Source organism: Streptomyces flavofungini, from assembly GCF_030388665.1.
Lineage (GTDB): Bacteria > Actinomycetota > Actinomycetes > Streptomycetales > Streptomycetaceae > Streptomyces > Streptomyces flavofungini_A.
The window spans coordinates 2,621,101-2,647,973 of record NZ_CP128846.1; the positions used below are offsets into that span (position 1 = coordinate 2,621,101).

A 26,873-nucleotide genomic window follows, 5' to 3' on the forward strand; every position below is an offset into this window, starting at 1 on the left:
CGGCGCCCGTCCCCGCGTGCGGCTATCGGTCCCCGAAGATCGTGCGGTGCCAGTCCTTCCTGGCCACCGCGGTGTTGTCGTACATGACGTGCTTGATCTGGGTGTACTCCTCGAAGGAGTAGGCGGACATGTCCTTGCCGTAGCCGGACGCCTTGTAGCCGCCGTGCGGCATCTCGCTGAGGATCGGGATGTGGTCGTTGACCCACACGCAGCCCGCCTTGATCTCGCGGGTCGCGCGGCCCGCGCGGAAGACGTCCCGGGTCCAGGCGGAGGCGGCGAGCCCGTAGGGGGTGTCGTTGGCGAGGCGGATGCCGTCGGCGTCGGAGTCGAAGGGCAGCACGACGAGCACCGGGCCGAAGATCTCCGCCTGCACGGCCTCGCTGTCCTGCGCGGCGTCGGCGATGAGGGTGGGCTTGTAGTACGCCCCGGGGTGGTCGGGTGCCTCGCCTCCCGTCACCACGCGGGCGTAGGAGCGGGCCCGGTCGACGAAGCCGGCGACGCGGTCGCGGTGCGCGTGCGAGATGAGCGGGCCGAGGTCGGTGGCCGGGTCGAAGGGGTCGCCGAGCCGCACGGTCGCCATCAGGTCGGCGACGCCTGCGACGAAGGCGTCGTACAGGGGCCGCTGCACGTACGCGCGCGTGGCGGCGGTGCAGTCCTGGCCGCTGTTGATGAGGGCGCCCGCGACGGCCCCGTGCACGGCGGCCTCCAGGTCGGCGTCGTCGAAGACCACGAAGGGCGCCTTGCCGCCGAGCTCCAGGTGCAGCCGCTTGACGGTGGCGGTGGCGACCTCCGCGACGCGCTTGCCGACGCCGGTCGAGCCCGTGAAGGACGTCATGACGACGTCACGGTGGCCGACCAGGTGCTCACCGGCCTCCTGCCCGGCCCCGCTCACGATGTTGACGACGCCGTCGGGGATCCCGGCGGCGGTCGCGGCCTCGGCGAAGAGCAGGGACGTGAAGGGGGTGAGCTCGGACGGCTTCAGGACGATGGTGTTGCCCGCGGCGATGGCGGGGAGGACCTTCCAGGCGGCCATCTGGAGCGGATAGTTCCAGGGCGCGATGGAGCCGACGACGCCGATCGGTTCGCGGCGGACGTACGAGGTGTGGTCGCCGCCGTCGTACTCCCCCGCCGACTGGCCCGCCAGGTGCCGGGCGGCGCCCGCGAAGAAGGCGGTGTTGTCGATGGTGCCCGGCACGTCGAACTCGCGGCTCAGCTTGATCGGCTTGCCGCACTGCAGGGACTCGGCCTGCGCGAGCTCCTCGGCGCGCGCGGACAGCTCCGCGGCGAAGCGGTGCATGGCGTCGGAGCGCTCACCGGGGCTTGCGGCCGCCCAGCCGTCGTAGGCGCCCGCGGCCGCGGCGACGGCCGTGTCCACGTCCTTGGGGCCCGCGAGCTCGTAGCTGAGGACCTCCTCGCCCGTGGCCGGATCGACGACCGCGTGGGTACGTCCTGAGGTGCCCTGGGTGAGGCGTCCCGCGATGTACTGGGCGCCGTCCGCGAAACGGTCCCGCGCCTGGAATGTGTGCATGACGCTCTCCTCCGCCGGCCGCCCCGTCCCGAGAGGGTCGGCGTAGTTCCAGATCGATTTGAGTGCCGATCCTGACAGGGGGTCGTGGGTCCAGCAAGCGATTCCGTTGTTGCCTTTTGGTTACGCGACGGAATCTGTCGACCAGATGTCGAGTCGGCCTGGAAATTGTGGGACGGAATGTCAGTGGTGCCTGCCAGAGTGGCGTGCATGAGCGATGTCACGGGGGAGGACACGGGCAGGGGCAGGGTCGAGTACCTGCGCTTCTGGGGGCACGCCCCACGTCGGGACGGCACGCTGGGGGCCGGCTGTCTCAGCCAGTGGTGGCCCTCGCCGTTCACGGCCGACGGCGTGGAGTACGCGACGGCGGAGCACTGGATGATGGCCGCGAAGGCCCGCCTCTTCGACGACGCCGACGCCGAGCGGGCGGCGCTGTCCGCCCGGACGCCCGCCGAGGCCAAGCGGGCCGGGCGCCTTGTGCGGGGGTTCGACGACGAGGTCTGGGAGCGGGAGCGCTTCGGGATCGTGGTCGAGGGGTCGGTGCGCAAGTTCTCCTCGGACGACGCGCTGCGGGCGTATCTCGTCGGCACCGGGGAGCGGGTCCTCGTCGAGGCGAGCCCGGTGGACCGGGTGTGGGGCGTCGGGCTCGCCGCCGACGATCCGCGGATCGAGGATCCCGCGCGGTGGCGGGGGCTGAATCTCCTGGGGCTCGCGCTGATGGAGGCGCGGGAGCGCCTGCGGTGAGAGCGCTGCCCCGCCCGGGAGCCGCGCCCGCTGTGGGCGGCCGGGCGGCCGGGGCGATGGGTGCAGGGCGCCCCGGAAGCCCTCCGGGACCGCGTCCTACGATGATCCCCGACCCCCGCGGGGGTCATCCGATCAGCCGATCACACCGTGTTCCCGGGGAGGAACCCATGCCCGACCAGCACAACCCCGCCGCGCAGGCGCAGACGCAGGCGTTCATCGCCGGACTGCCCAAGGCGGAACTCCACGTCCACCACGTCGGCTCCGCCTCCCCCCGGATCGTCTCGGCCCTCGCCGCCCGGCACCCCGACTCGAAGGTGCCGACCGACATCGAGGCCCTCGCGGACTACTTCACGTTCACGGACTTCGCCCACTTCATCCAGGTGTACCTGTCCGTCGTCGACCTCATCCGCACCCCCGACGACGTCCACCTCCTCACCTTCGAGGTGGCCCGCGAGCTGTCCCGGCAGAACGTGCGGTACGCCGAGCTGACCATCACCCCCTTCTCCTCCACCCGCCGCGGCATCGACGAGCGCGCCTTCATGGCCGCCATCGAGGACGCCCGCAAGACCGCCGAGGCCGACCTCGGCGTGGTCCTGCGCTGGTGCTTCGACATCCCGGGCGAGGCGGGCCTTGAGTCGGCGGAGGAGACGGCGCGGCTCGCCACCACCGACGGCATCCGCCCCGAGGGCCTGGTCTCCTTCGGCCTCGGCGGCCCCGAGATCGGCGTACCGCGCCCGCAGTTCAAGCCGTACTTCGACCGCGCCATCGCCGCCGGCCTGCACTCGGTGCCGCACGCGGGCGAGACCACGGGCCCCGAGACCGTCTGGGACGCGCTCACGCACCTGCGCGCCGAGCGCATCGGGCACGGCACCAGCTCCGCCAGGGACCCGAAGCTCCTCGCGCACCTGGCCGAGCACCGCGTCCCGCTGGAGGTCTGCCCGACCTCGAACATCGCCACGCGCGCCGTCACCACCCTCGACGAGCACCCGCTCAAGCAGTTCGTGGACGCGGGCGTCATCGTCACGATCAACTCCGACGACCCGCCGATGTTCGGCACCGACCTCAACAACGAGTACGCGGTCGCCGCCCGCCTCCTCGGCCTCGACGAGCGCGGCATCGCCGACCTGGCGAAGAACGGCGTCGAGGCGTCGTTCCTGGACCGGGCGGGCAAGGACAGGATCACCGCGGAGATCGACGCGTACACGGAGAACTGGCTGGCCTCCTGACGCACGACCGGCCTTCTGCCGCCCGCCTGGGCGCGCCGCGGACGGGCCCCGGGGCCGACACGTCCCGGGGCCCGTCCCCCGCCACAATGGGACCCATGCGCACCGTGACTGCCGTGGCCCACCGGGGCGACCCCTACCGCGTCCGCGAGAACACCCTCCCCTCCCTGCGCTCCGCGCTCGAACGGGGCGCGGACGCCGTGGAGATCGACGTCCGCCTGACCCGCGACGGCGTGCCCGTCCTGCTGCACGACACGAGCCTCACACGCCTCTGGGACCACGACCGGCCGCTGGCCGCGCTGTCCGCCGACGAGGTGCGCGGGCTGACCGGAGGCGGCGTGCCCACCCTCGCGGAGGCTCTGAAGGAGACGGACGGCCACCGCGTCCTCCTCGACCTGCCCGACGCGACCCCCGAGGTGGCGCGCGCCGTCGTCGGCGTCGTCGGCGACTGCGGCGCGGCCGACCGGGCGTACTACTGCGCCGGCCCCGGCGCGATGCTCGCGGTGCGGGCCGCGGACCCGGCCGCGGAGATCGCCCTCACCTGGAAGTCGCTCGCCCCGCCCCGGCCCGCCCTGCTCGCCGCGATCACCCCGCGCTGGCTCAACTACCGCTTCGGCCTGGTGAGTCGGGACCTGGTGGACCGGGTGCACGCGAGTGGTCTGCTGGTGTCCGCGTGGACTCCCGACACCCGGCGCTCCATGCGTAAGCTCATCTCCCACGGGGTGGACTCCCTCACCACCAACCGCGTGGACGCACTCGCCGCCGAGCTGTCCCGAGGACCCCGGCGGCATCGCCTGGAGACAGGGAAGGAACCGCACGAGTGAGCGCAGAGCACGCAGCGGACTTGTCGAACGCGCAGAGCCAGGACGGCACCGGCCGCATCCGCACCGACGTGGCGCACAACGCCCGCGTCTGGAACTACTGGCTGGGCGGCAAGGACAACTACGCGGTGGACCGCGCGGTCGGCGAGCAGGTCGTCGAGATGTTCCCGGGCATCGGCGAAGTGGCCCGCGCGGACCGGGCGTTCCTGGGCCGGGCGGTGGCGCATCTGGTTGGCGACGCGGGCATCCGCCAGTTGCTGGACATCGGCACGGGCCTGCCCACGGGCGACAACACCCACGAGGTCGCGCAGCGCCTCGCACCGGACGCCCGCGTCGTGTACGTGGACAACGACCCGATCGTCCTGACCCACGCGAGCGCCCTGCTGACCAGCTCCCCCGAGGGCACGACCGCGTACATCGACGCGGACGCCCGGGACACCGAGCGCATCCTGCGGATCGCCGCCGAGACCCTCGACTTCGAGCAGCCGGTGGCCGTGATGCTGCTCGGCATCCTCAACTTCATCCCCGACACGGACGTGGCCCGCGGGATCGTTCGGACCCTCATGGACGCGGTGCCGTCCGGCAGTTACCTGGTCCTGACCCACCCCACCCTGGACGCCGACGTCGGCGGCGCGGACAACCAGCCGGCCATGGACTTCTGGAACGCGAACGCGACCCCGCCGATCACGGGCCGCACCCGCGCCGAGTTCCTGTCGTTCATGGAGGGCCTCGACCTCCTCGCCCCGGGCGTCGACTCGTGCGCGCGCTGGCGGTTCCCGGGGGCGGAGCCGGTGCCGCAGCTCGGCGCGGTGGGCCGCAAGCCCTAGCACCACCCCCAAGCCCTAGCGCAGCCCCGCACGGGCCGCCTGGTCCGGCTCCCCCGCGACCACGCCGACGGGCGGCACGATGGCCTGCGCGTCCACGCCCTCGCCGACCCAGAGGCCGATCAGGAGCGCGGCGGTCGCCTCCACGAGCCCGGCCCGGCCGAGGCCGCCCGCGGTGTAGGGCACGCAGCCGATGTCCCGTACCAGCGCGCGGACGACGTCCAGCGCGTCCTCGTCGTCACCGCACACCGGCACCGCGAGGCGCCGCCCGTCGAACACGGGCGGCGCGAGCCGCCACACGCTGTCGTGGCACAGGTTGAACGCCTTCACCACGCGGGCGCCGGGCGCGGCGGCCGCCAGCCGCTCGGCGGCCGACGGAGCACCCCCGGTGAGCAGCGCGAAGCCCTCGCCCACGGGGTTGGAGCAGTCGATCAGGACCCGGCCGCGCAAGGCGTCGGCGAGCCCCGCGGCGACGTCGGCCCCGGCCGCGTACGGCAGCGCGTGCAGCACGGCACCGTCCCCGCACTCGACGGCGGTCCGCAGCGAGCCGTGGCCCGCCGCGCCGATCCGCCCCGCGAGGGCGGCCGCCCGGCCCTCGTCACGCCCGCCGACGAACACCTCGTGTCCGGCGCGCACCCACTGGCCGCCCAGCGCTTCGGCCATCTTCCCGGCTCCAAGAATCCCTATCCGCATGCGCGCAGCTCTCCCTCGTCCATCCCCTGCGCCGGCCCGCTGACCGGCAGTACGAGAACGACACTAGAAAGCCGCTCGGGCACCGATCGGTAAGTCTCGGCCCGCCTACGCCGCCGCACCGCGCCTGGGGCACCATGCGAAGGGTGACGCCCCACGAACCGACCGACTTCCTCGCCGACTGCCGGGCCCGCCTCGCCTTCGACCTGCTCGCCAACACCTGGAACGCGGTGGCCCTCTGGGCCCTGCGGCACGGCCCGCTGCGCCCCCGCGAACTGCGCGACCGCATCGGCGGCATCAGCCCCAAGATCCTCACCGAGACCCTCCGCCGCCTGGAGTACAACGGCCTGCTGACCCGCCACGCCTACGCCGAGTCCCCGCCCCGCGTCGAATACGCGCTCACCGACCTCGGCCGCACCCTCCTCACCCCGATCGAGGCGTTCGGCGCCTGGGCCTACGAACACGGCGACGAGGTCCTCGCGGCCCAGGACAGAGCCGAGCCCCCCTGAGGGGACACCCCTACAACTACCCCTAGAAACACATCAGTTGTCCCGGACTCGCCTCAGGGTCCCCTCCCCTCCCCGGCGACGATCCGCCCCCACCCGTCCGCCGCACAGGATGAGAGAGAACCCGCAGTCACTCACCCTGGAGCAGCCCATGCGTGTACGTGCCGGCCTGTCCGCCACGATCGCCGCCGCCGTCTCTCTCGGCCTCACGGCCACCGCGGCACCCGCCCTCGCGAGCAGCGCCGGACCGGCGTCCGCCGTCGCCGCGGACACCCGCTCGGAGCCCGACGCCGAGGCGCTGCGCGCAGCCATCGCGGGGCTGCCCGATGCCGACGCGACCGCCGCGCTGGTGCGGGTGCGGGGGAAGAAGGCGTCGTGGCACGGGAGTTCGGGGGTGCGGGACCTGAAGTCGGGGCGGGCCGCCGTCCCCGAGGGGCGGTTCCGGGCCGGGTCCACGACGAAAGTGGTGACGGCGGCCGTCGTGCTGCAGCTCGCCGCCGAGGGCAGGGTCGACCTGGACGCGCCCGTGCAGCGCTATCTGCCCGACCTCTTCGCCCGGAACGCCGACGCCTTCCGCAAGCCCATCTCCGTACGCCAACTCCTCAACCACACCAGCGGGTTGAGGCCGGGGCGGTCGCTGGGCAAGACCTTCGAGGAGCTGTACGCGAACCGCTTCGAGACGCTCACGCCGCAGGAGGTCGCCGTCACGTCGATCGCGAAGGGGCCCGCACACGACCCGGGGGTCGAGCAGGAGTACCTGGGCATCAACTACACCCTGCTCGGGCTGCTCGTCGAGAAGGTCACGGGACACTCCTACGAGCGGGAGGCCACCCGGCGCGTCCTCAAGCGCGCGGGCATGCGGCACTCCTCCTTCCCCGGCACCGACCCGCGTATCCACGGCCCGCACAACCGCGGCTACCAGGCCGTGCCGGAGCCCGGCGGCGGGACGCGGCTCGTCGACGTCACCGAGTGGAACCAGCGGGACCGGATGGCGGGCGGCGACATGATCTCCACGACGGCCGACCTGGAGCGGCTGACCGTCGCGCTGTTCCGCGGCAGGATCGTGCCGAAGCCGCAGCTGGAGGAGATGTTCACGGTGCCTGAGGGCATCGAGGGCGCCACGATGAGCGCGGGCTTGACGCGGTACGAGGCGCCGGACGGGCGGGTCGTGTGGCTGAAGACCGGGGGGCGGCACGGCTACAACTCGATCCTCGCCGCCACCCGGAACCTGGACACCGTCCTCGTCTACTCGGTCAACTCCACCGACGCCAAGGGCCAGGACATGAATCCGGTCGCCGAGCGCATCATCAAGGCGGCGCTCAAGCCCGCCCGCGACTGACCCTTCCGCCCGCCCGCGCCGCCCCCGCCCGACCCCCCGCCCGCGCGCCGGACCTACGCGTTCGTCCCGCTGTCCACCGTCAACTCCGCGCCCGTGACGGTGCGCCCGCCCGGACCCACCAGGTGGGCCACCGTCGCCGCGATGTCGTCGGCTTCCGAGTAGTGGCCGAGGGCGGTCATGCCGCGCTGGAAGTCGGCGCTGTCCCCGTCGGTCGGGTTCATGTCGGTGTCCGTCGAGCCGGGATGGACGGCGTTGACCGTGATGCCGCGGGGGCCGAGTTCACGGGCGAGGGCCTTGGTGAAGCCGCTGAGGGCGGACTTGCTCATGGAGTACAGGACGATGCCGCCGAACGGCACCCGGTGCACGAGGTTGCTGCCGATGCTCACGATGCGCCCGCCCCGCGGCAGATGCGCGACGGCGGCCTGCCCGGCGACGAAGGCGGCGCGGGCGTGGATCGCGAGGGTGCGGTCGAGCTCCTCCAGGGTGACGTCCTCGAACGGCCCGTACGGGTACACGCCCGCGTTGTTGACCAGGATGTCCAGGCGGCCCAGCTCCCGCGCGGCCCGCGCGACGGCCTCCCGCACCGCGTCCGCGTCCGCCGCGTCGGCCTGGATGGCGACGGCCCGCCGTCCCGCGGCCTCCACGTCGGCGACGACGGCCTCGGCCTTCGCCTTCCCGGCCGGGCTCACATAGGTGAACGCCACATCGGCCCCGTCCCGCGCGAGACGCCGCACGATCGCCGCCCCGATCCCCCGGCTGCCACCCGTCACCAGCGCGGCCTTGCCCACCAGCTCAGTCATCCCCGACCCCACGTCTCGTTCTCGTCCGTGTCCCTGTATGCGCGCCGACCCCGGACACTATTTCTGTGCCGATCGACACAGAAAACTTTCACACGGGCGCATCGGCACGTCAAGCACGTCAGGCCCTATATTTGTCAGTCACTACAGAATTTCGGCGGGCACAGGGACGAGGGAGGCGACAGCCGTGGCGGGACGCGGACGGCCCCGGGCCTTCGACCGGGACACGGCGCTGCGCCGGGCCATGGAGGTGTTCTGGAGGCAGGGGTACGAGGCCACGTCGATGACGGACCTCACCTCCGCGATGGGCATCGCCTCGCCCAGCCTGTACGCGGCCTTCGGCTCCAAGGAGGCGCTGTTCCGCGAGGCGGTCACGCTGTACAACGCCACCGAGGGCTCCGCGATGGCACGGATGGACGAAGTCCCGTCGGCCCGGGCGGCGGTGGAGGGCGTGCTGCGCGAGAACGCGCGCGCGTACGCCGACAGGAACAGCCCCAGCGGCTGCATGATCGTGCTCGCCGCCACCAACTGCTCGGCCGCGAACGCCCCCGTGTGGGAGCACCTGTCGGGCTGGCGGAAGGCGGGCGCGGAGATGGTGGCCCGCCGTCTGGACCGGGGCGTCCGGGAGGGCGAACTCCCCGCCGGCACGGACACCGAGGCCATGGCCGCCTTCTACACCACGGTCATCCAGGGCATGTCGGTGCAGGCCCGCGACGGGGCGACCAGCGCCGACCTCGACAGGACGGTGGACCGGGCGATGGCCGCGTGGGACGTGGTGGCCGCTCCGGGGCCCTGACCCACGTCAGGCAGGACGTCCTCGGCTGAGGCGAGGGTCGGTACGGGGGGCCGTACGGGGGCCGGTGCGGGGGCCGGTGCCGGGTATGGGGGAGAATCCTTCGGTTCACCTCTGTACCAGGAGATTCATGCACAACCGTCTGCCCCTGCTCGCCGTCTGCCTCACACTCGCCGCTTTCGGCGCCTCGGCATGCGACTCGTCCGGGGACCGCGGGTCGAGCGCCTCGGCGACACCGCCTGCCACGTCCACCTCGTCCGCCCCGTCCGCCCCGTCAGGGAGCCCGTCGGCGTCCCCCGACGGAGCGCGCGGGCTGACGGAGGTCTCGGCCGCGTTCTACCTCAAGACGATTCGGGACAACTACCCGGACCTGGACCGCATCGGCGACGACGAGCTCGTGACCCATGGCAGCGCGCTCTGCGCCGCCCGTGGTCAGGCCCTCGTCGACCAGGTCAAGAAGACCAGGCGGGAACTGAAGCTCGACGGGAAGCAGGCTTCGCGGATCCTCGGTACCGCGCACGGCAGTTGCGGCAGGAACTCGCTCGGGTGACGCCGGAGCCCCGCTCTACAGCCCCGCCAGGGAGTTCCACCGCTTCGCGAACTCGGTGCGCTCCCGCGACGTGATGTCCCGCGCGATCACTAGCCGCTCGCGCATCGCGTCGTCCGGGAAGATCAGCGGGTCCTCGGCGAGCGCCGCGAGTTCCTTGTCCTTGGACGAGGCGAGGATGTCGCGGGCCGCGGGCACGGGGCAGACGTAGTTGACCCAGGCGGCGAGTTCGGCGGCGACCTCGGGCTCGTAGTAGTGGTCGATGAGCCGTTCCGCGTTGGCCTTGTGGCGGGCGAGGTTCGGGATCATCAGGGACTCGGCCCACAGCTCGGCGCCCTCCTCCGGGACGACGAACTCGATGTCGGGGTCGTCGGCCTGGAGCTGGATGACGTCGCCGCTGTAGGCCTGGCAGGCGAGGACGTCGCCGCCGGCGAGGTCCTTGATGTAGTCGTTGCCGGTGAAGCGGCGGATGTGGTGGCTGTCGACGAGCTTCTCGACCCGGTCGCACATGCGGTGGAAGTCGTCCGCCGTCCACCGGGTGATGTCGACGCCGTCGCCCTGCATCAGCAGCCCGAAGGCCTCGTCGAGGCCGGAAAGCAGGGTGACGCGGCCCTTGAGGTCGCCCGCCCACAGGTCCGACACGTGCCGGATCTCCCGGCCGAGCCGCTTCTTGTTGTACGCGATGCCGGTGATGCCGGACTGCCAGGGGACGGTGAACTTGCGGCCCCGGTCGAAGTGCGGCGAGCGAAGCAGCGGGTCGAGGTGCTCGGTGACGTTCGGCTGCCGGGCCCGGTCCATCTCCTGCACCCAGCCGAGGCGCACGAAGCGGGCGCACATCCAGTCGCTGATGACGATGAGGTCGCGGCCGGTCTCCTGGTGGTTCATCAGGGACGGGCTGATCTTGCCGAAGAACTCGTCGTTGTCGTTGATCTCCTCCGTGTAGCGCACGTCGATGCCGGTGCGCTTCTCGAAGGCGTCCAGGGTGGGCCGCTTCGACTTGTCCTTGTCGTCGGTGTCGATGTAGAGCGGCCAGTTGGCGAAGGCCACCTTCCGCTCCGTGCGCGAGCGGTCGGCCGCGCCGCGCTCGTCGGGCGCTATGTACGCGGCCGGAACCCCGCAGCCGGTGGCGAGCGCGGCCACCCCGGCGGCCGTGGCCCCGCCGCCGAGGGCGCGCAGCAGGGCCCGGCGGGACACACCGCCCCCGCCGACACGGTGGCAGGCGGGGCCTTCAGGGTTCGCTCGCAATGCTCTCGGGTTCGCTCGCACCTCGGCAGCATGCACGGGCGCGCGGGGGCCGGGCAATGGACGGTGCGTCGGGGCGGGGGTGGCGCGGGGCGACATGCTGTCGGCCCGCACCGGGGTGCGGCCCGGGCCCTCAGCCGCCCGGCGCCAGCCACCCCGCCAGGTCCGACGCCGTCACGCGCGTCAGCGGCGTCTCGTCGAGCACGCCGGGGAAGAGCCGGTACGCCGTGCCCGACGCGGCGCGCTCCGCCCCCGCGAGGTCCCCGTGCACGAGGGCGACCAGCGCGTGCCGGTCCGCCAACTCCGGCTCCGCGCACAGCACATCGGGCTCCCACGCGTCCCGGATGCGCACGGCGAAGTCGGCGCGCGGCTCGTCCGGCTCCCGGCGGTACCCCCACAGGACGTGCCCGCGCCCGCGCACCAGGACGTCCCCGTCGGTGCGGGCAGCCGCCGTCCAGCAGGCCAGGTCCCACAGCGTGGCCCGGCCGCCCGCCTCGAACGTGTCGACCAGGTCGTGCCCGGCCCGGGCGAGCGCCGCGCGGTGGCGCCAGACACTGTGGTTGCCGTCGCCCGTGGCCAGCGTGAGGTCGGCCCACCAGGCACGGCGCGAGCGCAGGTCCATGATCATCGGCACGCGCAGCGCCGCGTCGCCCGCGAGGTCGAACCGCTGCCGCACGGTGCGCGGGTCGTAGCGCACGCGCTCCCGCGTCGCCGGGTCCACGGCCATGAACCCGGCGAAGGCGTCGGGGAGTTCGTCGAAGGGCACGTTGTTGTACGACAGGACGGCGGGCACGACGAACCGCACCCCGGCCTTGGCCAGCCGCGGCAGGTCCAGGTCCAGGTACTCGGTGGCTCCGTGCGGCGCGGGCGCCGAGGTCAGGTCGCCGGAGTGCAGGGCGGCGCCGCCCGCGTACTCCAGCTGGGTGTAGTCGCAAAGGCCGACGAACCGCCACGCGTCGTCGAACAGGGCGACGGACAGGTCGAGGTCGACCCGCACGCCCTTGGGCTGCATCCAGTGCAGGAAGAGCCGGACACGCTCGCTCTCCCCGGGCATGGGCAGCGAGCTGCCGCGCGGCACGGAGACGAGCGAAGCGGCGGAGGCACGCTCGGCGAACGGCACGGGAAGATCGGCGAGGGAGGCGTCGAGGACGGCGATGCCGTACGGCACGCCACCGGACCGGCTGAGTATCCGCTCGTCCGGCGTTCGAGGACGAGCCGCGAAGCGGCGATCAGCGGGGTCCAGGGGCGGCAGCCCCTGGTTGCGGGAAGGGGTGCCCGCGCGCCCAGCGCGCTGATCGGGCGCAGTGGAGAGGCCCCCGGCAGGGCCCGCCCCCAGCCGCCGCACCGCCTCCGCCTCGATCAGCTCCGCGACCCGGCACGCCACCCGGGACGGTAGCGGCGGCCGGTCGTCATCGACCGCGTAGGCCTTGGTCACCCGACCGCGCGGAAAGAAAACACGCCGCCCCCCGGGCGCCCCCCGGACCTTCATCCGGCCGTACGCACCGAGCAACGGCCCCGCACCCACCCGCGGCAGCGCGTGCGCCAGCGCCTCCGCGACCACCTCGGGCAGCGCCTCCTCACCCGACCGGGCCAGCAGCACATCGAGCCGCCGCAGCAGCTCACCGGGCCGTGCCCGCAGCAGAGCGGTCGCGGCCGTGGTGTCCCAACGAGCGAGCGCGGCCTCGACGCGCCCCTGCCAGCCGATGTGGCGCAGCCGATCCCCGTCCAGACGAATGTCGTCGTGCCGGGCGGCCTCACCGAGCAGCACCTCGGTGAGCGCGGGGTCGTCGAGCCGCGTACCGCGCAGCACGGCGAAGGCGAGCGCGGCACGAGGGTGCCGCCCGGCCCGCGCGCCGCCCTCGAAGGGGTGCAGGATCTCCGCAACGCGCTTCCAGGCGCCGGGGTACCGGGCGAAGTCCTCGCAGAGACTGCCGAGTTCGAACGAGTCGAGCAGACCCAGCAGTTCGCGCCGCACGGGCCGCGACACCCGCCGAAGGCGCGGCAGTTCGAGCAGGTCGGGGTCGCCGCCGGACCGCACGACGAGCAGCCGCAGCACGTCGGTGGCCGTGTTCGCGTACCGGGCGACGAGCGGCCGCGTGGCCGGGTCGTCCAGGAGCGGTGCGAGGGCGAGGGCCTTGCTCTCGCGCAGGGGTATCTCGTCCGGCAGCCACGCGAGGCCGCCCGGCTCGCCCCGGTCGGATCCACCGGCCGCCCGGTCGTCCGCGTGGGCCCGCGCGAGCAACAGCACGAGGTCGTCGTGGTCCTGGGGGTTCAGCGGGGTGCGCCGGGCGAGCAGCGCGGCGAGTTCGGCCTCCGCGTCGTCGGGGGTGCCGAGGCGCAGGGCACGCAGGACGTCGCCGCCGTCACCGCCGTGCTCGGCCCCCGTGTCGATCCAGGGGTCGGTGGGCCCGTCCGTCTCGTAGCGCTTCTCACAGATCGGGCACGCGTACCAGATGCAGCAGTCCTCGCAGCAGCCCCAGTCCACCATCACGCCGTGGCAGTTGTCGCACACCAGGTGCGCGCAGGGCGCGAGCGCGCGCACGCGCGCCTTGGTGCCCGCGCAGTTCATGCAGGGCTGGTGCGGCTGGGCGGCGAGGTGGGCGACGACGACGGAGGTGTAGCGGTCGTACGCGTGCTGGTACGGGATCTCCTCGGGGAAGCGCGCGAACAGCGGGGCGTGGTGGCGGTCGGAGCCCAGCAGGGCGTCGACGTCCGCGAGCAGCCGCATGCCGGTCACGGCGAGTTCGGCGGTGGGCAGGTCCGTGAGCGCGCGGCGCAGCGGGGCGGTCAACAGATGGCCGCGGTCGGCGAGTTCGGCTTCGAGGACGACCACGGCCGCCTCGGTCTGCGCGGACCGTCCGGCGCCGGAGGGTACGTACACGCTCTGTCGGCGGCGCAGCAGCAGCGCAGCGAGGTCGTCGGTCGTCGTCATCAGGTCACACCCCCGTCGTACAAGCACAAGCGGGGGCGGAGAGTGTGTGCGCTACGGATCTTTTCGCAGAAGAAGGGAGAAGGAAGCACACAACGGGAGCCGCCCCCGCGTACGCAACGGTACGCGGGGGCGGCGATCAGGGCATCCGAATTAGGCGCCCCGCCGGAGCACGCGGCCTGCGGCCGACGGGTCCCGGACCACTCTCGATGGAGGGGACTAGCCCTCGATCGAGGTCATCACGTGCTTGATGCGCGTGTAGTCGTCGAAGCCGTACGCCGAGAGGTCCTTGCCGTAGCCGGACTTCTTGAAGCCGCCGTGCGGCATCTCCGCGACCAGCGGGATGTGGGTGTTGATCCACACGCAGCCGAAGTCGAGGGCCTTGGACAGGCGCATCGCGCGGGCGTGGTCCTTGGTCCACACCGAGGAGGCGAGGGCGTACTCGACGCCGTTCGCGTACTCGATCGCCTGGGCCTCGTCCGTGAAGGACTGGACGGTGATGACGGGGCCGAAGACCTCGTTCTGGATGATCTCGTCGTCCTGCTTGAGGCCGGAGACGACGGTCGGCGCGAAGAAGTAGCCCTTCTCGCCGACCCGCTGGCCGCCCGCCTCGACCTTGGCGTGCGCGGGCAGCCGCTCGATGAAGCCGGTGACCTGCTTCAGCTGGTTGGCGTTGTTGAGCGGGCCGTAGAGCACGTCCTCGTCGTCGGGCCGGCCGGTCTTGGTGTCGGCGGCGGCCTTGGCGAGGGCGGTCACGAACTCGTCGTGGATGGACTCGTGGACGAGCACACGGGTCGCGGCCGTACAGTCCTGGCCCGCGTTGAAGAAGCCCGCGACCGAGATGTCCTCGACGGCCTTGGCGATATCGGTGTCCTCGAACACCACGACGGGCGCCTTGCCGCCGAGCTCCAGGTGGACCCGCTTGAGGTCCTTGGAGGCGGACTCGGCGACCTGCATGCCGGCGCGCACGGAGCCGGTGATGGAGGCCATCGCGGGGATCTTGTGCTCGACCATGGCGCGGCCCGTGTCACGGTCGCCGCAGATGACGTTGAAGACGCCCGGCGGCACGATGGAGCCGATGATCTCGGCCATCAGGACCGTCGACGCGGGGGTCGTGTCGGACGGCTTGAGGACGACCGTGTTGCCCGCGGCGAGCGCCGGGGCGAACTTCCACACGCCCATCATCATGGGGTAGTTCCACGGCGCGACCTGCGCGCAGACGCCGATCGGCTCGCGCCGGATGATGGAGGTCAGACCCTCCATGTACTCACCGGCGGCGCGCCCTTCGAGCATCCGGGCGGCGCCCGCGAAGAAGCGGATCTGGTCGACCATGGGCGGGATCTCCTCGGACCGCGTGAGTCCGATCGGCTTGCCCGTGTTCTCGACCTCGGCCGCGATGAGCTCCTCGGCGCGCTCCTCGAAGGCGTCGGCGATCTTGAGGAGGTACTTCTGCCGCTCGGCGGGCACCAGGTCGCGCCAGGCCGGGAAGGCGTCGGCGGCGGCCTTCATGGCGGCGTCGACGTCGGCCTGGCCCGAGAGCGGTGCCACCGCGTACGCCTCGCCGGTCGCCGGGTTGATCACCTCGGTGGTCCGCCCGTCGGCCGCGTCCCGGAATTCGCCGTTGATGTAGTTGCGCAGACGGCGCAGCTCGGTGGTCACTGCCAAGCCCTCCTGTCCAGTGGATGAGACACCCACCCTAGTCGTTACACCGACGCTTTCAACATACCCAGCCCTCCAGATCTGCGAAATCCGTTCCTCCAGACTTATCGAACAACGAATTTCATCGCTTCGGGCTTGCGGAACAGACGAGACGTCGTGCACAGTGATGCCGTGGCAAGTCGAAGCGCAGACCCCAGCAGCTCCCGCGGCGGCGGCAGCCCGTCGATCGACGCCGTCTCCCTGGCGATCATCGAGCAGCTCCAGGAGGACGGCCGCCGTCCGTACGCCGCCATCGGCAAGGCCGTCGGCCTCTCCGAGGCGGCCGTGCGCCAGCGGGTGCAGAAGTTGCTCGATCAGGGTGTGATGCAGATCGTGGCCGTGACGGACCCGCTCACCGTGGGCTTCCGGCGCCAGGCGATGGTCGGCATCGACGTCGAGGGCGACGTGGACCCGGTCGCGGACGCCCTGGCCGCCATGCCCGAGGCGGAGTACGTGGTGATGACCGCGGGCTCGCACGACCTCCTGGTCGAGATCGTCTGCGAGGACGACGACCACCTGCTCGAAGTCATCAACAAACGGATCCGCGCGCTCCCCGGCGTGCGCTCCACCGAGAGCTTCGTCTACCTCAAGCTCAAGAAGCAGACCTACATGTGGGGAACCCGATAGCCGTGAGCACCAAGGACCTCAGCCGGACCGCGTACGACCACCTGTGGATGCACTTCACCCGCATGTCGTCGTACGAGAACGCGCCCGTTCCCACCATCGTGCGTGGCGAAGGGACCTACATCTACGACGACAAGGGCAAGAAGTACCTCGACGGCCTCGCGGGCCTGTTCGTGGTCCAGGCCGGGCACGGCCGCCGCGAGCTGGCCGAGGTCGCCGCCAAGCAGGCCGCGGACCTCGCCTTCTTCCCCATCTGGTCGTACGCCCACCCCAAGGCCGTCGAGCTGGCGGAGCGCCTCGCCCAGTACGCCCCCGGCGACCTGAACAAGGTCTTCTTCACCACCGGCGGCGGCGAGGCCGTCGAGACCGCCTGGAAGCTGGCGAAGCAGTACCACAAGCTCACGGGCAACCACACGAAGTACAAGGTCATCTCGCGCGCGGTCGCCTACCACGGCACCCCGCAGGGAGCCCTGTCCATCACCGGTCTGCCGGCCCTCAAGGCCCCCTTCGAGCCGCTGGTCCCCGGCGCCCACAAGGTCCCGAACACCAACATCTACCGCGCCCCGATCCACGGCGACGACCCCGAGGCCTTCGGCCGCTGGGCCGCCGACCAGATCGAGCAGGAGATCCTCTTCGAGGGCCCCGAGACCGTCGCCGCGGTCTTCCTGGAGCCGGTGCAGAACGCGGGCGGCTGCTTCCCGCCGCCGCCCGGGTACTTCCAGCGCGTGCGCGAGATCTGCGACCAGTACGACGTGCTGCTCGTCTCCGACGAGGTCATCTGCGCCTTCGGCCGCCTCGGCACGATGTTCGCCTGCGACAAGTTCGGCTACGTCCCCGACATCATCACCTGCGCCAAGGGCATGACCTCGGGCTACTCCCCGATCGGCGCCGCGATCGTCTCGGACCGCATCGCCGAGCCGTTCTACAAGGGCGACAACACCTTCCTGCACGGCTACACCTTCGGCGGCCACCCGGTCTCCGCCGCCGTCGGCCTCGCCAACCTCGACCTGTTCGAGCGCGAGGGCCTGAACCAGCACGTGCTCGACAACGAGTCCGCGTTCCTGACCACCCTGCAGAAGCTGCACGACCTGCCGATCGTCGGCGACGTCCGCGGCAACGGCTTCTTCTACGGCATCGAGCTGGTGAAGGACAAGGCCACCAAGGAGTCCTTCACGGACGAGGAGTCGGAGCGCGTGCTCTACGGCTTCGTCTCCAAGAAGCTCTTCGAGTACGGCCTGTACTGCCGCGCCGACGACCGCGGTGACCCGGTCATCCAGCTGTCGCCGCCGCTGATCTCCGACCAGTCGACGTTCGACGAGATCGAGGGCATCGTGCGGCAGGTCCTGACGGAGGCCTGGACCAAGATCTGAGCCGTCGCGGCCCCTTCCGGGCCCGCCCCGCACCGAGCGCCGTGACCGGCCCGGGTGCGCCCATCCGAGTGAGATGGGCGCACCCGGGCCGCGTCCTTGTCCGGCCCCCGGTGCCGAATCCTTAGCGTGCCCAGTGACCGATCGGCCCAGCCTTCGTTCCCCCGTACGGGGGAGGCAATCTGATCTGAACCGAGGTGTACGCCATGGTGGCCCCGCCGGACAACGACGTGCTGTGGGCACGCGCCCTGCACGTCACACGCAACGGATCCCCCGCGCTCACCGGCGTCTCGCTCGGTGTCCGCGAGGGCGAGATCCTGGCCGTCGGCGGCCCGCGCGGCAGCGGCAAGACCACGCTCCTGCGCTGTCTGTCCGGCCAGCTCCTGGCCCACCAGGGCGAGGTGTGGTTCAACTCCGCGCCCGTGCACACCATGGGCCCGCTCGCCCGCGAACGGCTGCGCCGCGACAAGTTCGGCTGGATCGACCCCGAGCCCCGGCTCGTCCCGGAACTCAACGCCTGGGAGAACGCCGCCCTCGGCCTGATGCTGCGCGGCGGCGCCCGGCGCGGCGCCCGCACCGCCGCCCACGAGTGGCTGGAGCGCCTCGACATCGGCGACTGCGCCCGCAAACGCCCGCACGCCCTCACCCAGGCCGAGCGTCAACGCGTCTGTGTGGCCCGCGCCCTGGCCTGCGCGCCGACCGTGCTCTTCGCCGACGAGCCCACCGCGCCACTGCACCGCGCCGACCGCGCGCACGTCCTGCGCACCCTGACGACGGCGGCCCGCTCGCACGGCATCACCGTCGTCCTCGCCACCCATGACGCCGAGGTCGCCTCGCTCGCCGACCGCACGGTGACGCTGCTCGACGGGCGGCGCGTGCACACCGTGCACCTGCCGGGGGAGGAAGCGGGGCCGGGCGGACGGGCCGGTGCCACGAAGAGCTCCCGCGTCACCGGCGCGTCCACCGCCTCCCCCGGACCCGCCGAGGCCGCCGCCTCCGGTCCCGTCGACGCGGCCGCCCCCACCGACTCCGACACGGAAGGCCGGGCCGCGTGCTCGCTCTCCGCCTAGCCCGCGGCTCCCACCCCCTGGTCCAGCTGCGCAGGCTCCTGGTCGCCGCCGCGGCGGCCGGAACGGGCTTCCTGCTCCTGTGCGCCCTCGGGTACGCGCTCGGCCACGCCGGGTCCACCGGCGCCGTGCTCCGGCTGGCCTGGTGCGCCGCCCCGCTCGCCGCCACCGTCCACTTCGCCGTCGCCGTGGCCCGCGCCGACCCCGGCACGAAACCACGCCCCGGGCTCGCCTCCATCGGGCTCGGGCCCGGCCGCCTCATGGTCATCTCCGCCATGACCACGGCCGTGGCCTGCACGCTCGGCTCCATGCTCGCGCTGCTGTTCTTCCTGCATCTGCGCGGCGATCTGACGGGCCTGCCGTTCGACGGCGCCGCCGCCGAACTCCTCGCCGCCGACCGGCCGTTGCCGCTCGCCGCCGCCCTGACCCTGCTCGCGCTCGTGCCGCTCGCCGCGTCCGTGGCCAGCGCCCTCGCGCTGCGCCCGCGCCGGGCCAAGCCCGGATCCGACGCGACGCCCGCCACCGGTCCCGCCCCCGACGCCGACCCCACCGACATCGCGCCCCCGGCCGCCGCCCCCGGCGGACTGCCCTGGGGCGTCGCGCTGTTCGCCGCCGGACTCGCCGCCGAGACGTACGCGAGCAGCGCCGACGACGGCTCGGGCCCGCGCCTGCCCGGCGGGCTCGCCGGCAGCCCCGTCGGCGTCCTCGCCGGCTGGGGGCTCACCGCCGTCGGTCTCGCCCTCGCCGGGCCCGCCCTCACCCACCTGTGCGGGCGGCTGCTCCAGGCCGTGCGGCCCGGGGCGCTGCGGCTGCTCGCGGGGCGCGTGCTCCAGCAGGAGGCACGGCGGATCGGACGGCCGCTCGGCGTGGTGTGCGCGGTGGCGTCGGGCGCCTACGCGGCCCGCACCCTGTACGCCGACGCACCGGGCGGCGCCTCGGACATCGGCCCGCTCACCACCCTCGGCGCCGTGGTCGTCGCGGGCTGCGCCGTCCTGACGCTCGCCACGGCCGCCGTCGAGGCACGGCACGCCCGGGCCGACACCACGGCGGCGCTGCTGCGGCTCGGGGCGCCCGCCGGGCTCCTGCGGGGGTGCGCGGCCCTGCGGGCCGGGGCGCTGCTCGCGGTGTTCGGGCCGGTGACGTGGCTGGTGGCGGAGGTTTCGGCACTGCCGCTCGGCCGGTGAGCGGTGCCGCGAGGCGGCCCGGGGCGCCCCCGGATCCGGCGCCCTCGAAAACTCGTACAAGAAATTTCGCGAAGAGCGATGAGTTCTGCTCCGGAGGGTCGTCTAATCCTGCGTAAGACGCACACAGGCGCTTACGCGAGGCACACACCCCACGGGAGACGCACATGTACCAGCAGATGATCTTCGTGAACCTGGCCGTCAACGACGTCGAGGCTTCCAAGAAGTTCTTCACCAGCCTCGGTTACGAGCTCAACCCCCAGTTCTCGACGGACGACTGCGCCTGCGTGAAGATCAGCGACACGATCGTCGCAATGATGCTCAGCAAGTCGCACTACGCGCAGTTCACGACGAAGGAGATCGCCGACGCCACGAAGACCAGCGAGGTCCTCGTGGGGCTGAGCGCCGAGAGCCGCGAGGCCGTGGACACGCTCGTCGACAAGGCGGTGGCGGCGGGCGCCACGGACGGCAAGACCCAGGACTACGGCTTCATGTACGGCCGGGCGTTCGACGACCTGGACGGCCACACCTGGGAGGTCATCTGGATGGACCCGACGCAGGTCGAGGGCTGATCCGAAGTCGCGTCCCAGGGGTGCCCAGCAGGGGCGGATGCTGCCCTCCGAAGCATCCGCCCCGCACCCCGGGCGACCGTGAGATCGAGACACTCGCCGAGTTCGACGAGGTCGTCGCGGCGAGTGGTTCGCTCGCCGGACACCACGTCCAGGCCGTCGGTCACGCGGTGGGCGCGGGCCGCCAGGGGCGGCACGGCACAGCCCCGGACCACAGCGCCGTCACGGCAGGGCTCACCCGAACGAGGCCCGCTCCAGCCAGAACTCCAACAGCTCCCGGTCCCCCAGTACTTCAACCCGCCCGGAGTCCAAGCCCCGCCGCCGGTAGAAGGCGAGCAGGACCTCCGTGAGCGGCCCACGAACCGCGACGTCGGCCTTCTCATGGGCCCGACGCCACACCACCCCCTCCTCGGCCAGCTCCACCACCCACTCCGCGTCGAGCGACGCCTCCGCGTCCACGGCGTGGAGATGGAGGGTCCGCCCGCCCCCGCGCAACTCCACCGCGTTGTCCGACAGCTGGGTCCGCTGGACGTACTGCACGATCTCCAGCCACTCGTCGATCGCGTCGGCCGCGACCTCGGGCGCGACGACGTACTCGACGCCCGCGGCGATCGCCGCGTCGGCCCGGTGCACGGCCACCTCGTGCGTCATCCGTCGCGCCCAGAACTCGGCGGTGTGCTCCGCCGCCCACGTCCACACGGCGGTCTCCCCCGTGGCCCCCGCGAAGGCCGCGTCGATCAGCTCCGCCGTCTCGGCGAGCCACGCGTCGAGTGCGGCGGGGTCGTCGTCGGCGGGGCCCGCGAAGTCCGGGACGTCCGACTCGGGGATGTTCTTCTCGGCCCGGGTCCGGACATGCGCCTCGACCCACCGCACGGCACCGCCGGTGTGCCGGGCGAGTTGGCCGAGGGTCCACTCGGGGCAGGTGGGCACGGTGACCGTGAGGTCGGCGCCCACCAGCGTCTCGCGGAACAGCTGCAGCTGACGGCCGACTTCGGCGCGGTAGCGGTCGTAACCAAGTCTCGTCATGGCCGAACCATAGATCGAGATCTGCGCTGCTGACAGCCCCATTTCCGGCACCGCGGGCCCGCCCGGCGCACCCGCCCCGGCGCCCCCGCGCCCGGCCGCCCCTCAGCCGAGGACCACCACGTCACCGGAGTCGAAGGCGACCCCCACCGTCCCGCCCACGGCGGGCGCGTCCCGCAGCGCGCACGCCGCTTCGAGCCTCGGCCCGCCCGGGGGCTCGAGCTGGACGGCGACATGCGTGCCCCGGAACGTACGCGCCGCGACCACGCACGCGAGCCCCTCCCGCGCCTCCACGAGCCGCACCCCGGCGGGTCGTACGAGGAGCCGGCAGGCGCCCTGCCGGGTCCCGGCGGGCACCGGGATCTTCCCCCACGCCGTGTCCGCGGCCTCGCCGGTGACGGTCGCGTCGACCACGTTGTCGAAGCCGAGGAAGCGCGCCACGAACTCGTCGGCGGGGTTGCGCCACACCTCAAGGGGCGTGCCGGACTGGGCGATCCGCCCGTCCCGCATCACCACGACCCGGTCGGCGAGCGCGAACGCCTCGCCCTGGTCGTGCGTGACGGCCAGCACGGTGGTGCCCAACTCGTCGAAGAGCTCGCGCAGTTCGACGACGAGGCGTTCGCGCAGCGAGCGGTCGAGCTGGCCCAGGGGTTCGTCGAGCATCAGCAGGCGGGGCCGGGGCGCGAGCGCGCGGGCGAGCGCGACGCGCTGCTGCTCACCGCCCGAGAGCGCGGACACGGCCCGCTTCTGGGCGCCCGGCAGCCCGACCAGGTCGAGCAACTCGGCGACCCGCAGGGCCTGTTCGGCGCGCGGGGTCCCGTGCATGCGCAGCCCGAAGGCGACGTTCCCGGCCACGTCCCGCTGCGGGAAGAGCTGGTGGTCCTGGAACATCAGGCCGACGCCCCGCTTGTGCGCGGGCACTCCGGCCTGGTCGCGCCCGCCGAGCAGGACCCGGCCCGCGTCCAGGCCCTGGAGCCCGGCCACGACCCGCAGGAGCGTCGACTTGCCGCTGCCGCTCGGCCCGAGCACGCACACGATCTCCTGCTCGGCGACGCCGAGGCCGACGCCGTCCAGGGCGGCGCGGGCCCCGAACCGTACCGTCACGTCGTCGAGGCGCAGCAGCGCCCCGGCGGCGGCACCGGTCGCGCCGGGCTTCGCCTGCGTGGCCGTCATCAGAACTCTCCCGTCGTACGTTCGGTGCGCAACCGCTCAAGGAGCAGCAGCGACACCGCGCACACCGCCATCAGAATCGTCGACAGGGCCATCGCCTGCCCGTAGTTGAGGTCTCCGGCACGCCCGAGCAGCCGCGCCACCGCGACCGGCAGCGTGGGGTTGTCCGGCCGGGCGATGAAGACCGTCGCGCCGAACTCGCCGAGCGACACCGCGAAGGCGAAGCCCGCCGCGATGAGCAGCGCCCGCCGCACCAGCGGGAAGTCGACCTCCCGCCAGGCCCGCAGCGGAGAGGCCCCGAGCACGGCCGCGGCCTCGCGCAGCCGTCCGTCGACCGCGCGCAGGACGGGCAGCATGGTGCGGACGACGAACGGCACGCCCACCAGGGCCTGGGCCAGCGGCACCAGGAACCAGGACGCCCGCAGATCGAGGGGCGGCTCGTCCAGCGTGATCAGGAAGCCGAAGCCGACGGTGACCGCGGACACGCCGAGCGGCAGCATCAGGAGCGCGTCGAACCCGCGCACGAACCGGCCCGCACGCCGGGTCAGCGCGGCGGCCGCGAGCCCGCCGATGACGACCGCGATGGCCGTGGCGACGACGGCGTACCGCAGCGAGTTCCCGACGGCGTCGATGGCCGGGACGAGGAACGCCCCGCCGTCGGCCGACCGCAGCGTCTCGTAGTACAGGAATCCGAAGCCGTCGGGTCCGTCGAACGACCGCTGCACCAGGACGCCGAGCGGCAGCAGGATCAGCAGCGCGACGGTCACGAGCACGAAGCCGAGGAGGGTCCACTGCCCGGCGCCGCGCGGCCGCCGTACCGTCGCCGAGGCGTCCACCAGCTTCAGCGCGCTCTCGCGCCGGCGCACCGTCCAGGCGTGCACGGCGAGGACCGCGCCGACCGCCGCGAACTGCACGAGCGTGAGGACGGCGGCGGTCGGCAGGTCCAGGAGCTGCGCCGTCTGCCGGTAGATCTCGACTTCGAGGGTCGAGTACGCGGGCCCGCCGAGGATCTGGACGACACCGAACGACGTGAACGTGAACAGGAAGACCATCAGCGCGGCCGCCGCCACTGCGGGTGCGAGCGCGGGCAGCGTCACCGTCCGCCAGGCACGCGCGCGGGACGCGCCGAGCATCCGCGCGGCCTCCTCCTGGCGCGGGTCGAGCTGCGCCCAGAGCCCGCCGACGGTGCGGACGACGACGGCGTAGTTGAAGAAGACGTGCGCGAGCAGGATCGCCCACACCGTCGTGTCCAGACGCACGCCCCACAACTCGTCGAAGAGGCCGCCGCGCCCGATCAGCGCGAGGAAGGCCGTGCCGACGACGACCGTCGGCAGCACGAACGGCACGGTGACGACGGCCCGGAGCAGCTGCTTGCCGGGGAAGTCGAAGCGCGCGAAGACGTACGCGCCGGGGAGCGCGATGAGGAGCGTGAGCCCGGTCGACGCGAGCGCCTGCCAGGTGGTGAACCACAGCACCTGCTGGATGTCGGACTGCCCGAGGACCTCGGTGATCCGCCCGAACCGCCAGCTCCCGTCCGGCTTCAGGCCGCGCGCGACGATCGCGGCGACGGGGTAGGCGAAGAAGACGCCGAAGAACGCGACGGGCAGGGCCATGAGGCCGAGCCGAGCCGCGCTCCCGCGCCACCGCCCGGGAAGGCTCCGAGAGGCCTTCCCGGAGCGGGACTCGGCTACTTCAGAACGAGCGAGGTCCACGACTTGACCCACTGCTCACGGTTGTCGGCGATCTTCTTGGGGGCCATGGTCTGCGGCTTGTCGACGGTCACGCCGAACTTCCGGAACAGCTCGGGCGTCTGCGCGGCCTTCACCACCGGGTTCACGAACATCTGGAGCGGCATGTCGTCCTGGAACTTCTTGCCGATCATGAAGTCGAGGAGCGCCTTGCCGCCCTTCTCGTTCGTCGCGCCCTTCAACAGGCCCGCGTACTCGACCTGGCGGAAGCAGGTGCCGGTGGCGACCCCGGTCGGGGCCTCCTTGGGCTGCGGCTTGGCGTAGAGGACCTCGACGGGTGGCGACGAGGCGTACGACACGACGAGCGGCCGGTCGCCCTTGGCCTTCTTGCCGCCGGCCGAGCCGGAGAACTCCTCGTTGTAGGCCTGCTCCCAGCCGTCGACGACCTTGACGCCGTTGGCCTTCAGCTTCTTCCAGTACGACTCCCAGCCGTCGTCGCCGTACTTCGCGGCGGTGCCGAGGACGAAGCCGAGGCCGGGCGAGGAGGTCGAGGCGTTCTCGGTGACGAGGAGGTTCTTGTACTGGGGCTTGATCAGGTCGTCGAGCGTCTTCGGCGGCGCGAGCTTCTTGTCGGCGAAGTACTTCTTGTCGTAGTTCACGCAGATGTCGCCGGAGTCGATGGGCGTGACGCCCTTCTCGCCCCCGGCGAGGCGGTACTGCGGCAGGACCTGGTCGGCGCCCTTGGCCTCGTACGGCTCGAAGACGTCGTTGTCGAGGGCCCGGGAGAGCAGGGTGTTGTCGACGCCGAAGAAGACGTCGCCCTGCGGGTTGCCCTTGGACAGGATCGCCTTGTTCACGGCCTGCCCGGCGTCGCCGTCCTCAAGGACGCGCACCTTGTAGCCGGAGGTCTTCTCGAAGTCCTTCAGGACGCTCTTGGAGACGTTGAAGGAGTCGTGTGTCACGAGGGTCACGGACTTGGAGTCCGAGGCCTTGGAACCGCTGTCCGAGCTGCACGCGGTGACCGCGACGAGCCCGAGGCCCACGGCGACCGCCGTGACCGAGGCCCTGTGCACCGCGGTCTTCTTGGTGGTGCTCACGAAAAACATCCTCCTGGAGTTGACCAGGAAGAGACGCGGCCCCGCCCGGGACCGACGGATCGGCGTCCCGGGCAGGGCGCAACAGCTTGAGTAGCGACCGAACTTCCTACCCAGAATGACCTGGGCGAGGTTCAGAGGGTCTGCGGCCGATACCGCACTCTCAGCGCTGTGGCGCTCCCCTGTCGGAATATGCAGATGTGGTTACGCCCGCAAGACTACCTCTCGGCCGCGGCGAGCTGCCCGCACGCCCCGTCGATCTCCTGGCCACGGGTGTCACGGACGGTGACCGGCACGCCGTGGGCGGCGATGGCCTCCACGAAGGCCTTCTCGTCCTCGGGCCGCGACGCCGTCCACTTCGAGCCGGGCGTGGGGTTCAGCGGGATCAGGTTCACGTGCACCGGCTTGCCCCGGAGCAGCCGGCCGAGCCGGTCGCCTCGCCACGCCTGGTCGTTGATGTCCCGGATCAGCGCGTACTCGATGGAGAGGCGGCGGCCGGACTTGGCCGCGTACTCCCAGCCCGCGTCCAGGACCTCACGCACCTTCCAGCGCGTGTTCACCGGGACCAGGGTGTCGCGCAGCTCGTCGTCGGGCGCGTGCAGCGAGATGGCGAGGCGGCACTTGAAGCCCTCGTCCGCGAACCGGTGGATGGCGGGCACCAGGCCGACCGTGGACACCGTGATGCCGCGCTGCGAGAGGCCCACGCCGTCCGGCTCGGGGTCGGTGAGGCGGCGGATGGCGCCGGTCACGCGGTTGTAGTTCGCCAGCGGCTCGCCCATGCCCATGAAGACGATGTTGGAGAGGCGGGCCGGGCCTCCCGGGATCTCCCCGTCCCTGAGGGCGCGCATGCCGTCGACGATCTGGTGCACGATCTCGGCGGTCGACAGGTTCCGGTCGAGGCCGGCCTGGCCCGTGGCGCAGAACGGGCAGTTCATGCCGCAGCCCGCCTGGGAGCTGATGCACATGGTGACCCGGTCGGGGTAGCGCATGAGCACCGACTCGACCAGCGTGCCGTCGAAGAGCCGCCACAGCGTCTTGCGGGTGGTGTCGTCGTCGCAGCTGATGTGCCGCACCACCGACATCAGCTCCGGAAGCAGCGCCTCCTGAAGCTTGCCGCGCGCACCGGCCGGGATGTCCGTCCACTGCTCGGGGTCGTGGGCGTACCGGGCGAAGTAGTGCTGCGAGAGCTGCTTGGCGCGGAACGGCTTCTCGCCGGTCGCGGCGACGGCTTCCTTCCGCTCGGCGGGCGTGAGGTCGGCGAGGTGCCGCGGCGGCTTCTTGGCTCCACGGGGGGCGACGAAAGTGAGTTCTCCGGGCTTAGGCATGGTCTGTCCATTGTCCCAGAGATACGAAGAGGGGCCCGCACCCTGTGGATAACGGACCCCCTCGTACGAAACCGCAGGTCAGCCGGT

General features: G+C 72.3%; 24 protein-coding genes. 13 read left to right on the forward strand and 11 right to left on the reverse strand.

Annotated features, from left to right (window positions below; genetic code table 11):
• Window positions 1–22: 22 nt before the first annotated feature.
• Entirely contained in the window at window positions 23–1,528 is a 1,506-nt protein-coding gene (locus QUY26_RS10140) for a gamma-aminobutyraldehyde dehydrogenase (RefSeq protein ID WP_289945201.1), read from the reverse strand.
• A gap of 207 nt (window positions 1,529–1,735) precedes the next feature.
• On the opposite strand from QUY26_RS10140, the gene QUY26_RS10145 reads away from it, so the two are divergent.
• From QUY26_RS10145 to QUY26_RS10160, 4 genes are all read left to right on the forward strand, one after another.
• Window positions 1,736–2,269, forward strand: a complete 534-nt coding sequence (locus QUY26_RS10145) for an NADAR family protein (protein WP_289945204.1) — start codon at window positions 1,736–1,738, stop codon at window positions 2,267–2,269.
• 167 nt (window positions 2,270–2,436) lie between these two features.
• The gene (locus QUY26_RS10150; RefSeq protein WP_289945208.1) at window positions 2,437–3,495 is read left to right on the forward strand and encodes an adenosine deaminase; all 1,059 of its coding nucleotides are present in this window, start codon (window positions 2,437–2,439) and stop codon (window positions 3,493–3,495) included.
• 95 nt (window positions 3,496–3,590) lie between these two features.
• Window positions 3,591–4,316, forward strand: coding sequence for a glycerophosphodiester phosphodiesterase (locus QUY26_RS10155; protein WP_289945211.1), 726 nt, complete (start codon window positions 3,591–3,593; stop codon window positions 4,314–4,316).
• Window positions 4,313–5,140 carry an SAM-dependent methyltransferase gene (locus QUY26_RS10160; RefSeq protein ID WP_436840298.1) on the forward strand — a complete coding sequence of 276 codons (828 nt, stop codon included), beginning with the start codon at window positions 4,313–4,315 and terminating at the stop codon, window positions 5,138–5,140. The genes QUY26_RS10155 and QUY26_RS10160 overlap by 4 nt, the downstream gene beginning before the upstream one ends.
• Before the next feature lie 15 nt (window positions 5,141–5,155).
• Here the strand turns inward: QUY26_RS10160 and QUY26_RS10165 are convergent, their stop codons facing one another.
• Complete coding sequence (locus QUY26_RS10165; protein WP_289945214.1) at window positions 5,156–5,830, reverse strand: NADPH-dependent F420 reductase; 675 nt, start codon at window positions 5,828–5,830, stop codon at window positions 5,156–5,158.
• A gap of 134 nt (window positions 5,831–5,964) precedes the next feature.
• On the opposite strand from QUY26_RS10165, the gene QUY26_RS10170 reads away from it, so the two are divergent.
• Together QUY26_RS10170 and QUY26_RS10175 are read left to right on the forward strand one after the other, a co-directional pair.
• Window positions 5,965–6,336, forward strand: coding sequence for a winged helix-turn-helix transcriptional regulator (locus tag QUY26_RS10170; protein ID WP_289945216.1), 372 nt, complete (start codon window positions 5,965–5,967; stop codon window positions 6,334–6,336).
• A 148-nt stretch (window positions 6,337–6,484) separates the two neighbouring features.
• Window positions 6,485–7,672: a serine hydrolase domain-containing protein gene (locus QUY26_RS10175; protein WP_289945217.1), complete on the forward strand. Its 1,188-nt coding sequence runs from the start codon at window positions 6,485–6,487 to the stop codon at window positions 7,670–7,672.
• 53 nt (window positions 7,673–7,725) lie between these two features.
• Here QUY26_RS10175 and QUY26_RS10180 read toward each other — a convergent pair whose 3' ends face one another.
• A complete protein-coding gene (locus tag QUY26_RS10180) occupies window positions 7,726–8,472 on the reverse strand; it encodes an SDR family NAD(P)-dependent oxidoreductase (RefSeq protein ID WP_289945219.1) in 747 nt (248 codons plus the stop codon).
• A gap of 184 nt (window positions 8,473–8,656) precedes the next feature.
• Here QUY26_RS10180 and QUY26_RS10185 point away from each other — a divergent pair, with 184 nt between their 5' ends.
• Together QUY26_RS10185 and QUY26_RS10190 are read left to right on the forward strand one after the other, a co-directional pair.
• A complete protein-coding gene (locus QUY26_RS10185; RefSeq protein ID WP_289945220.1) occupies window positions 8,657–9,265 on the forward strand; it encodes a TetR/AcrR family transcriptional regulator in 609 nt (202 codons plus the stop codon).
• Window positions 9,266–9,392: 127 nt separating this feature from the next.
• Window positions 9,393–9,812, forward strand: coding sequence for a hypothetical protein (locus tag QUY26_RS10190; RefSeq protein ID WP_289945222.1), 420 nt, complete (start codon window positions 9,393–9,395; stop codon window positions 9,810–9,812).
• A 15-nt stretch (window positions 9,813–9,827) separates the two neighbouring features.
• Here QUY26_RS10190 and QUY26_RS10195 read toward each other — a convergent pair whose 3' ends face one another.
• The 3 genes from QUY26_RS10195 to QUY26_RS10205 form a co-directional block, all read right to left on the reverse strand.
• Complete coding sequence (locus QUY26_RS10195; protein ID WP_289945224.1) at window positions 9,828–11,003, reverse strand: polyamine ABC transporter substrate-binding protein; 1,176 nt, start codon at window positions 11,001–11,003, stop codon at window positions 9,828–9,830.
• Window positions 11,004–11,184: 181 nt separating this feature from the next.
• Entirely contained in the window at window positions 11,185–13,983 is a 2,799-nt protein-coding gene (locus QUY26_RS10200) for a hypothetical protein (RefSeq protein ID WP_289945226.1), read from the reverse strand.
• 216 nt (window positions 13,984–14,199) lie between these two features.
• Window positions 14,200–15,639, reverse strand: coding sequence for a gamma-aminobutyraldehyde dehydrogenase (locus QUY26_RS10205; RefSeq protein WP_289945228.1), 1,440 nt, complete (start codon window positions 15,637–15,639; stop codon window positions 14,200–14,202).
• Between the two features lie 156 nt (window positions 15,640–15,795).
• On the opposite strand from QUY26_RS10205, the gene QUY26_RS10210 reads away from it, so the two are divergent.
• From QUY26_RS10210 to QUY26_RS10230, 5 genes are all read left to right on the forward strand, one after another.
• Window positions 15,796–16,305, forward strand: coding sequence for an Lrp/AsnC family transcriptional regulator (locus QUY26_RS10210; RefSeq protein ID WP_289945230.1), 510 nt, complete (start codon window positions 15,796–15,798; stop codon window positions 16,303–16,305).
• Window positions 16,290–17,672, forward strand: coding sequence for an aspartate aminotransferase family protein (locus QUY26_RS10215; protein WP_289945231.1), 1,383 nt, complete (start codon window positions 16,290–16,292; stop codon window positions 17,670–17,672). Before QUY26_RS10210 ends, QUY26_RS10215 begins: the two co-directional genes overlap by 16 nt.
• 203 nt (window positions 17,673–17,875) lie before the next feature.
• Window positions 17,876–18,739, forward strand: a complete 864-nt coding sequence (locus QUY26_RS10220; protein ID WP_289945232.1) for an ABC transporter ATP-binding protein — start codon at window positions 17,876–17,878, stop codon at window positions 18,737–18,739.
• Window positions 18,721–19,920: a hypothetical protein gene (locus QUY26_RS10225; RefSeq protein WP_289945234.1), complete on the forward strand. Its 1,200-nt coding sequence runs from the start codon at window positions 18,721–18,723 to the stop codon at window positions 19,918–19,920. Before QUY26_RS10220 ends, QUY26_RS10225 begins: the two co-directional genes overlap by 19 nt.
• Before the next feature lie 164 nt (window positions 19,921–20,084).
• Entirely contained in the window at window positions 20,085–20,489 is a 405-nt protein-coding gene (locus tag QUY26_RS10230) for a VOC family protein (RefSeq protein ID WP_289945236.1), read from the forward strand.
• A gap of 231 nt (window positions 20,490–20,720) precedes the next feature.
• Here the strand turns inward: QUY26_RS10230 and QUY26_RS10235 are convergent, their stop codons facing one another.
• From QUY26_RS10235 to rlmN, 5 genes are all read right to left on the reverse strand, one after another.
• Window positions 20,721–21,512 carry a maleylpyruvate isomerase family mycothiol-dependent enzyme gene (locus tag QUY26_RS10235; RefSeq protein ID WP_289945237.1) on the reverse strand — a complete coding sequence of 264 codons (792 nt, stop codon included), beginning with the start codon at window positions 21,510–21,512 and terminating at the stop codon, window positions 20,721–20,723.
• Between the two features lie 102 nt (window positions 21,513–21,614).
• Window positions 21,615–22,682 (reverse strand): ABC transporter ATP-binding protein, encoded by a 1,068-nt coding sequence (locus tag QUY26_RS10240; protein ID WP_289945240.1) that lies wholly within the window; start codon window positions 22,680–22,682, stop codon window positions 21,615–21,617.
• Window positions 22,682–24,391, reverse strand: a complete 1,710-nt coding sequence (locus tag QUY26_RS10245) for an ABC transporter permease (protein WP_436840299.1) — start codon at window positions 24,389–24,391, stop codon at window positions 22,682–22,684. Before QUY26_RS10245 ends, QUY26_RS10240 begins: the two co-directional genes overlap by 1 nt.
• Window positions 24,367–25,473, reverse strand: a complete 1,107-nt coding sequence (locus tag QUY26_RS10250) for a thiamine ABC transporter substrate-binding protein (RefSeq protein ID WP_289945242.1) — start codon at window positions 25,471–25,473, stop codon at window positions 24,367–24,369. The genes QUY26_RS10245 and QUY26_RS10250 overlap by 25 nt, the downstream gene beginning before the upstream one ends.
• 206 nt (window positions 25,474–25,679) lie before the next feature.
• Window positions 25,680–26,786, reverse strand: coding sequence for a 23S rRNA (adenine(2503)-C(2))-methyltransferase RlmN (rlmN, locus tag QUY26_RS10255; protein WP_289945243.1), 1,107 nt, complete (start codon window positions 26,784–26,786; stop codon window positions 25,680–25,682).
• Window positions 26,787–26,873 lie beyond the last annotated feature (87 nt).

What these genes read in the sequence shown, in the direction of transcription:
- QUY26_RS10140 (WP_289945201.1), bottom strand. Translation starts at nt 1,528, where the DNA reads ATGCACACATTCCAGGCGCGGGACCGTTTCGCGGACGGCGCCCAGTAC.
- QUY26_RS10145 (WP_289945204.1), top strand. Translation starts at nt 1,736, where the DNA reads ATGAGCGATGTCACGGGGGAGGACACGGGCAGGGGCAGGGTCGAGTAC.
- QUY26_RS10150 (WP_289945208.1), top strand. Translation starts at nt 2,437, where the DNA reads ATGCCCGACCAGCACAACCCCGCCGCGCAGGCGCAGACGCAGGCGTTC.
- QUY26_RS10155 (WP_289945211.1), top strand. Translation starts at nt 3,591, where the DNA reads ATGCGCACCGTGACTGCCGTGGCCCACCGGGGCGACCCCTACCGCGTC.
- QUY26_RS10165 (WP_289945214.1), bottom strand. Translation starts at nt 5,830, where the DNA reads ATGCGGATAGGGATTCTTGGAGCCGGGAAGATGGCCGAAGCGCTGGGC.
- QUY26_RS10170 (WP_289945216.1), top strand. Translation starts at nt 5,965, where the DNA reads ATGCGAAGGGTGACGCCCCACGAACCGACCGACTTCCTCGCCGACTGC.
- QUY26_RS10175 (WP_289945217.1), top strand. Translation starts at nt 6,485, where the DNA reads ATGCGTGTACGTGCCGGCCTGTCCGCCACGATCGCCGCCGCCGTCTCT.
- QUY26_RS10180 (WP_289945219.1), bottom strand. Translation starts at nt 8,472, where the DNA reads ATGACTGAGCTGGTGGGCAAGGCCGCGCTGGTGACGGGTGGCAGCCGG.
- QUY26_RS10190 (WP_289945222.1), top strand. Translation starts at nt 9,393, where the DNA reads ATGCACAACCGTCTGCCCCTGCTCGCCGTCTGCCTCACACTCGCCGCT.
- QUY26_RS10200 (WP_289945226.1), bottom strand. Translation starts at nt 13,983, where the DNA reads ATGACGACGACCGACGACCTCGCTGCGCTGCTGCTGCGCCGCCGACAG.
- QUY26_RS10220 (WP_289945232.1), top strand. Translation starts at nt 17,876, where the DNA reads ATGGTGGCCCCGCCGGACAACGACGTGCTGTGGGCACGCGCCCTGCAC.
- QUY26_RS10230 (WP_289945236.1), top strand. Translation starts at nt 20,085, where the DNA reads ATGTACCAGCAGATGATCTTCGTGAACCTGGCCGTCAACGACGTCGAG.
- QUY26_RS10235 (WP_289945237.1), bottom strand. Translation starts at nt 21,512, where the DNA reads ATGACGAGACTTGGTTACGACCGCTACCGCGCCGAAGTCGGCCGTCAG.
- QUY26_RS10240 (WP_289945240.1), bottom strand. Translation starts at nt 22,682, where the DNA reads ATGACGGCCACGCAGGCGAAGCCCGGCGCGACCGGTGCCGCCGCCGGG.
- QUY26_RS10250 (WP_289945242.1), bottom strand. Translation starts at nt 25,473, where the DNA reads ATGTTTTTCGTGAGCACCACCAAGAAGACCGCGGTGCACAGGGCCTCG.
- rlmN (WP_289945243.1), bottom strand. Translation starts at nt 26,786, where the DNA reads ATGCCTAAGCCCGGAGAACTCACTTTCGTCGCCCCCCGTGGAGCCAAG.